7 protein-coding genes and 1 pseudogene are annotated in these 6471 nt (G+C 39.9%); 4 read left to right on the top strand and 4 right to left on the bottom strand.

Annotated features, from left to right (window positions below):
• Window positions 1-606: 606 nt before the first annotated feature.
• Window positions 607-924 (top strand): NIPSNAP family protein, encoded by a 318-nt coding sequence (locus tag ASG93_RS28670; protein ID WP_056837730.1) that lies wholly within the window; start codon window positions 607-609, stop codon window positions 922-924.
• A 202-nt stretch (window positions 925-1126) separates the two neighbouring features.
• Here the strand turns inward: ASG93_RS28670 and ASG93_RS28665 are convergent, their stop codons facing one another.
• Together ASG93_RS28665 and ASG93_RS28660 are read right to left on the bottom strand one after the other, a co-directional pair.
• Window positions 1127-1717 carry a hypothetical protein gene (locus ASG93_RS28665; protein WP_056837647.1) on the bottom strand — a complete coding sequence of 197 codons (591 nt, stop codon included), beginning with the start codon at window positions 1715-1717 and terminating at the stop codon, window positions 1127-1129.
• A 206-nt stretch (window positions 1718-1923) separates the two neighbouring features.
• A complete protein-coding gene (locus ASG93_RS28660) occupies window positions 1924-2244 on the bottom strand; it encodes a hypothetical protein (RefSeq protein ID WP_056837645.1) in 321 nt (106 codons plus the stop codon).
• Between the two features lie 433 nt (window positions 2245-2677).
• Between ASG93_RS28660 and ASG93_RS28655 the strand changes: the two genes are divergently transcribed.
• Window positions 2678-3931: a sensor histidine kinase gene (locus tag ASG93_RS28655; protein ID WP_056837643.1), complete on the top strand. Its 1254-nt coding sequence runs from the start codon at window positions 2678-2680 to the stop codon at window positions 3929-3931.
• Here the strand turns inward: ASG93_RS28655 and ASG93_RS28650 are convergent.
• Both ASG93_RS28650 and ASG93_RS28645 read right to left on the bottom strand, forming a co-directional pair.
• On the bottom strand, window positions 3928-4512 hold the full coding sequence (locus ASG93_RS28650; protein WP_056837640.1) for a suppressor of fused domain protein: 585 nt from the start codon (window positions 4510-4512) through the stop codon (window positions 3928-3930). The genes ASG93_RS28655 and ASG93_RS28650 overlap by 4 nt on opposite strands.
• Window positions 4513-4688: 176 nt before the next feature.
• Complete coding sequence (locus tag ASG93_RS28645; protein WP_056837638.1) at window positions 4689-5144, bottom strand: hypothetical protein; 456 nt, start codon at window positions 5142-5144, stop codon at window positions 4689-4691.
• A gap of 499 nt (window positions 5145-5643) precedes the next feature.
• On the opposite strand from ASG93_RS28645, the pseudogene ASG93_RS34600 reads away from it, so the two are divergent.
• Window positions 5644-5838, top strand: a pseudogene (locus ASG93_RS34600) (peptide-methionine (R)-S-oxide reductase); the annotation flags it as partial.
• 1 nt (window position 5839) lies between these two features.
• A complete protein-coding gene (gene msrA, locus ASG93_RS28640) occupies window positions 5840-6367 on the top strand; it encodes a peptide-methionine (S)-S-oxide reductase MsrA (RefSeq protein WP_056837637.1) in 528 nt (175 codons plus the stop codon).
• The last annotated feature ends 104 nt before the right edge of the window (window positions 6368-6471 follow it).

The following is a 6471-nucleotide window of genomic DNA, read 5'->3' as shown; positions in this document are numbered from 1 at the left end:
CCCTCCAAGTAATAGCTTAGCTTCTAACTTATTCATAGCTTGATATCATGATAACATACGTTGATATTGTCAATCCAAATATACTAAGCCGCCTTTTAGTTTAATAACGCACAAGAGACCCACAACAACGGGCTGAGGGTCTAAGTTCATATTTTATAGGGGGTATAACTAAAGATTTCAAAAGTAAGAGACATGTTTCTTTCCACGTTCATTTATTTTTCCAAAGAGGCTCTACTTCGTATTTTAAAAAATGTATAACATCATCAGTTATCATATCACAAATAGAAGAATCCTTTGAATTTTCATAAATTACGAAATGACCTGCTTTAAACTTATTCTTTTCAATATACTTGCCAGTATGGTCATATTCCTTGTTATTGATTAAATCGTATGATTTTAAAATGTTATTCCTTAAATGTGAAAAGAGATAATGTTCAGGATCAAACACAAACCACCTACCATCACCCAATCTAACATGAAATGCATTAGTCGGGTTATTATTTATAACATTTATTGCCCAGGGTCGAAGATTACTGGTAAAATAACTGAGAGTAGGCAACGATCAACGAAAAAACTCTACGATTTGCAGAAAGCGAGGGAATGGGCATGCTTTACGAGTTGCGCATTTATACCATGCATGAGGGGAGAATGGAAGCGATTCTGCAACGTTTCAGCCAGCATACACTTAGTATTTTCGAGCGGTTGGAAATAAAGGTGTACGATTTCTGGATCGATCAGACGGGGCTTCCGAAGTTGTATTACGTGATGGAATATAAGGATATGGAGGAACGGCAACGGCTGTGGGGGGCGTTTCGACAAGACCCGGAATGGATCGAGGTGAAACGCAAATCCGAGGAAAGCGGGCCCATAGTGGAGAAGATTGAGGAAATATTTATGAATCGGGCCGATTTTTTTATACGATAGCGCGTTTGGCATTTGCCCCTCAACGGGATAATACAGGAACGGAGCTTACAGACTAGCCGGCGGGCTCCGTTTTTGATTTAGGGAGTCGTCTCAGCCGTTATTGCTACTGCCACACATGAGGCGATTATTACACTATCGTTTCCGTTAGTTGAATGAGCTAGAGTATGATATTGGCGACTTCTTTGAATTTGCTTTTAAATTCTTATTCTCTTGTTCGTTTCAAATGTGATGAATATCTCTGTATATATTCTTTCGATTCTTCGAGTGTATCTGGCCTATCACCAATTGTGAAAATATTCCCTTTTTTTGTTATAACATAATTAGAACTCCAAGTTAGTGCTTGTTCTGGAGGTCCAGCGAGTTCTTTGTTTCTAAAGAAAATCCAGCAACATTCACCTTCGATGAAATCATCACTCAACAATGCAATCTGGGGATCTGTTCTAAACTGATTTAAACTATTGAAAGCAGCATTCTCAGCAATGTTCTTCGCCTGGTGAAAGTCAATCTCTGCGATGTATTCTTCTACTAAATCAAATAAATACTTTTCTGGAATAATCGAAAAAACTCCATTTGCTCTTATCGTGATTTCCATAAAGGCGTATGCTCTTTTTATCTTACGATCTTTAATTTCAAAACTCTCCACAACGAAGTAATCGTCTTGAGACATTTGATGCGAAATATAAAGTATGTCACCTTCATTGATACGATCTAATGCAATTCCTTTAATAATGTATTTCATTTCCGTTATAGCTGGTTCTATACTTTTGATTTCAAAAATAGGCTCTTTATTCAAATAATCCACCTTCGTAGTTCAAGATACCATGCCAATAGATTATTCGCGAAAAGATTAAAACTATCCTGCCCGTCCCTCGGAACAAACTAGCGAGAATAAATCTGCGGTAGCCTGTTTTGGTATTTTATTGAGCTAAAGTTCTGCGTTAGTTCAACGACCTGACTTCTATTTATGCAACGGTTCACCATAATTAGCTTAATAGAAAATCACATGTCCTTTAGTACAAATATCCCCAATAATTTACCGTTTAACCTATCGAATTCTTTCAATAAATCATCCGAGTTCTTTGAGTATTTGCTTTGAATGTAAAATCTACTACAAGTATAAAGTAGAATACCGACAATTTCTTTAGAAACCATGTTATCATCTCTTATTGAATGTTTATACAAATCAATATATAAGTGCAAATCACTTATCAATTTACGATCAATCAATGCATTTCTATTTTCGCCTTTATTACCTCTTAGTTGTAGTATCAACTCCTTACAAACACTTTTCAATTTTGCTATCAATTCATTATTTTCCACTATTGCCCCTCCTTAACGTCAATATATTTGTGATCCATTACTTTCTGCTTATTAAATGAAATTCTATATCCGTTACTTTCTGCTTATTAAATGAAATTCTATACTACAAGGCTAATCACTTCACAACAAAATGCTAGCTACCACCAAACTAAACTGCCCGTTACTTGAATGAACAAAAAATAGAGCTGCCGTAAGGCAAGCTCCTTCACTATCGTTTCCGTTAGCGGAAAAAAGGCAACCCCTAGGGGAAACGCGCTACGCGTGGCAGATTGCCCTCTCGTCGTCAGGTCTGAGGGGTAATGATTGAAACGTTAATCTCAACATTCTGATGTGGGTGAAAGTAGCAGGGAATTAGAAAAAATCGTCGAATTACATACAACAGCAGCTAAAAAGAAAATGCTAGCACTTATTTAAAAAGGTGATGGAACGTAATATGAACGAAATCAAAGATTTTTTGCTGCAATTAGCGCTTATAACGATATTAATATTCACTTATCATATTTTTTTTGTGGAGAGGTCAAAGAGAAATAGCACCGAAAAGATCATCGCGACCGCACTAAGTGGGCTATCCATCCTCTTATGTATGTCCTTTCGGACTAATGTTAACTCCTATGTCAGTCTGGATATTAGAATCGTCCCTTTACTGCTAGGGACGTTATACATTGGTACGAGAACAGGGTTATTCCTATCTACGATTATCATCCTATACCGACTTTTTCTTGGAATCGATCTGGGATTCTATAATACTATTCTGACAATCTTAACTGCCATGCCGGCTTTCTTATTCTTTCAAAAGATCTTCGTTAAAGGAAAGAAAAATAAGAGGATACAAATTGCGCTCATACTTTCCATATACTATTGTCTTACTGGACTAACATGGTCTGCAATATTAAGAGGAGCTTCACTTAAGGTCCTTCAGGTACAGATAATTCATCTAATTTTTATTGTTGTGGTTGTATGGTTCTTCACTTCGTTAATCGAAAATATAAAGGAAATAAACCTAAAGAATCAGCAGCTGCAATCAGAGGCGGAACGGGTCCGGGTCATAAGTGATTTAACAAGCGTCTTCGCCCACGAAATCAGAAATCCAATGCAGATTACTCGAGGGTTCCTTCAGCTTCTAAATCAACCGGAACTATCTGATAAAAAGAAGGAGTACATTAAATACTCTATTGATGAAATAGATCGTGCAAATGCCATTATTAATGATCTGTTGGCGTTTGGAAAACCAATAACAACCGAGAATCAGCCGATTGAAGTGGCGTCCGAGCTACGTCACGTAGAAAATATTATTCAAACCTACGCCTTGTCTAGCAATGTCGAGATAAAAACGATCTATCATGATGACTGTTGGATTCATGCTAATCCTCAGAAGCTGAATCAATCACTCATTAATATCCTGAAGAATGCTATTGAGTCAATGCCGAACGGCGGGACAATTTGGTTGACCTGCGCTCCAAAAATCGATGGATTTATTGAGATAAGCGTTAAGGATCAAGGGATCGGGATGACAAAGGATCAGATTGATAAGTTAGGTTCACCATTCTACTCACTAAAAGAAAGTGGGACTGGCCTGGGTATGATGGTGAGCTTACAGATAATTCGCAATTTACAGGGAAGAGTACAAATCAACAGTGAGAAAGACGTAGGGACAGAGTTTTCCATCTACTTGCCGAAGATAAGTTAATAAGATGTAATAACAGCTGTTTTCGCGGCTGCCATCGACGCTAAATTTTTTCGCCTTGGGTTGTATAATTCAAAGCCCTCCGTAAACCAGAATTCCTTGAGACCGATTAGGTTATAAAGTTGAACTTCTTCTCGATAAATTGGATACATTCCCGCTAAGAAAATCGGTTTGCCCTCTGTAACTATTTTCTGTGATTCCTTATCAAGTCCAGAAGGTGAAAAAACAAAGAAACCAACCATTTCAGAATCATCACTTATCGGCTCATCAGAAGTAAATAGATCCCCGTATGAAAATCTCTTTATTCCTCTTCGTTCAGCGACTAAGCCTGCTATTGCATAACCCCAGGAAAGATCACTAGTTTCCAAGGTTAGAATCAATTCAGGTTTTCCATTTATCCATTCAGAATGGTCAACTTCTGAGAGTCCGTAGGTTATAAAAGTCATCAAACCAGTTTCAGGTAAATCCCGGTATATGAACAAATGTACAGGAGTACCGCCATCTTTTGATTCGATCCTCTTTATTTGATAATTGTCACCAAAAACCTCTTCAATGTGATTCAGAAAAAGTTCAACGTTTTTCATTTTAGCTCCTTAATGGGTATTCATTGCTACGCTATGGTAAACTTGCGCTTAAAATTATATCATAACAATTTATCCCTCAAATCTACCCGTTACTTCAACGGATAACGGCAGCCGATCGTGTTGTGATTAAGCTATAGTTCTCGTTAGTTCAATTGCCTCGGACTTTCAATGTACATTTATTTTTGATAAACCGTAATAGTTAATCCATTTTCCCCCATAACTCCATAACCCAATTCCACGATTATTTCTCTGTTAGGAAACAACTCATTGAATCGCATTCGCCAAAAATGTTGGAGGACCTTACCAAATTGTTCAAACAAAATCTCATTCTCAACCGATTCGTCTCTTGAAAGTAAAAAGAAGTCACCCAAAGACCAACTATTTATAAACTGCTCAATTTTCTTTCTGTCAAAGTCAAACTGATTCTCTATTCTGTCAATATTCCCATTGTAAAACTCCGAAATTAGTATGTAGCCTTTAACCTCGATTATTTCAGGACATAAGACGCTAGCAACTGCTAAATGTTGTTCAATTCCACATGTATTAAAAGCATGATTCATTAGTGTTTTACCTAACGGAGATTGAAATTGTTCTAAAATGCTTGCATCGGCAACGCTTGGGAATATTTTCACTCTCTCACTCACCTCTACAGACTTGTTTCTAAATCATACCATATGCTGGTATTTTATATTATGGCATTCTATTGTAGCCTAATGAAGGTAAACGTAATTTTATTATCCTGCCCGTTAGCGTAACGCGGCCACCGTTTCACGCCGACGTTTTTATTTAGCTCCCCCGCCAGTTAAATCAACCAGAAACTGACGTGATTAAGAATACATAGAAATCCAATGCTTAGTGGGATCCATCGGGAATGTCATAATGTTCTTGTCAAAATCGGGAATGTCCTCAAGTTCTTGTCATCTGATTTTGACAAGAACTTGAGGACATAAAAACGTACTGAGTTACCTATTTCTGAACTTGTTAGATAGTTCTTCAACTGTAAAAAACAACAGGTTTGAGTCACGCATGCCGCGGGTATAATGGTTGAGGATCTAACGAAGCTCTAAGTTAGTTAGAAAAACATTGCCTTTCCAATGCGGATATGGGACATCCTAGACAAGGAGCTTCGAGTCCCATGGGATGATAAGGAACGAGGTTAGATCCACTCACGGCGACAGCCATCTCGGTCACGTCTTCCCGGATGACTAGGCTAATCGCGGTGGCCTACGCTACTGCATCAATTCCGCGTCGCTCCGATTCATCCATCGCGACGACATGGAGAGCGAGGGCTACGGCAAATATCTCGATCAGATTGAGGAGGTTTAACATGCATCAGCGCGCTGTACTCGCTGGGGGATGCTTCTGGGGAATGCAGGACTTGATCCGCAAGCTTCCCGGCGTCGTCTCGACTCGCGTTGGCTATACTGGCGGTGACACTCCGAACGCGACCTATCGAAACCATGGCACTCATGCGGAGGGGATCGAAATCGTCTTCGATACAGCGGAGACGAGCTATCGGCGCATCCTGGAGTATTTCTTCCAAATCCACGATCCTACGACGCGGAACCGTCAGGGCAACGATATCGGCACAAGCTACCGTTCGGCGATCTACTATGCGAGCGACGAGCAGAGAAAGGTGGCGGAGGAGACGATCGCCGACGTGAACGCGTCGGATCTGTGGCCGGGCAAGGTGGTCACCGAAGTGACGCCTGTTGGCGACTTCTGGGAAGCAGAGCCGGAGCACCAGGACTATCTGGATCGCTATCCGAGCGGCTACACCTGCCACTTCCCGCGCCCCAACTGGGTCCTTCCCAGACGGGAGGCCGGTGGCGCCCCGTCAAGTAGACAACAATGAAATAAGAGCACTAAGCAGCCTTAGTTCGGTACTCCACCGGACTAAGGTTGTTAATTTCTTCTGAAACCGCTTAAACCAATCGGATGAAACTACAAGGAGGACTG

Origin of the sequence: Paenibacillus sp. Soil787, from assembly GCF_001429545.1 — a bacterium.
GTDB lineage: Bacteria > Bacillota > Bacilli > Paenibacillales > NBRC-103111 > Paenibacillus_E.
The sequence above is the reverse complement of the archived record's forward strand: the minus strand, read 5'-3'. Positions and strand labels throughout refer to the sequence as shown.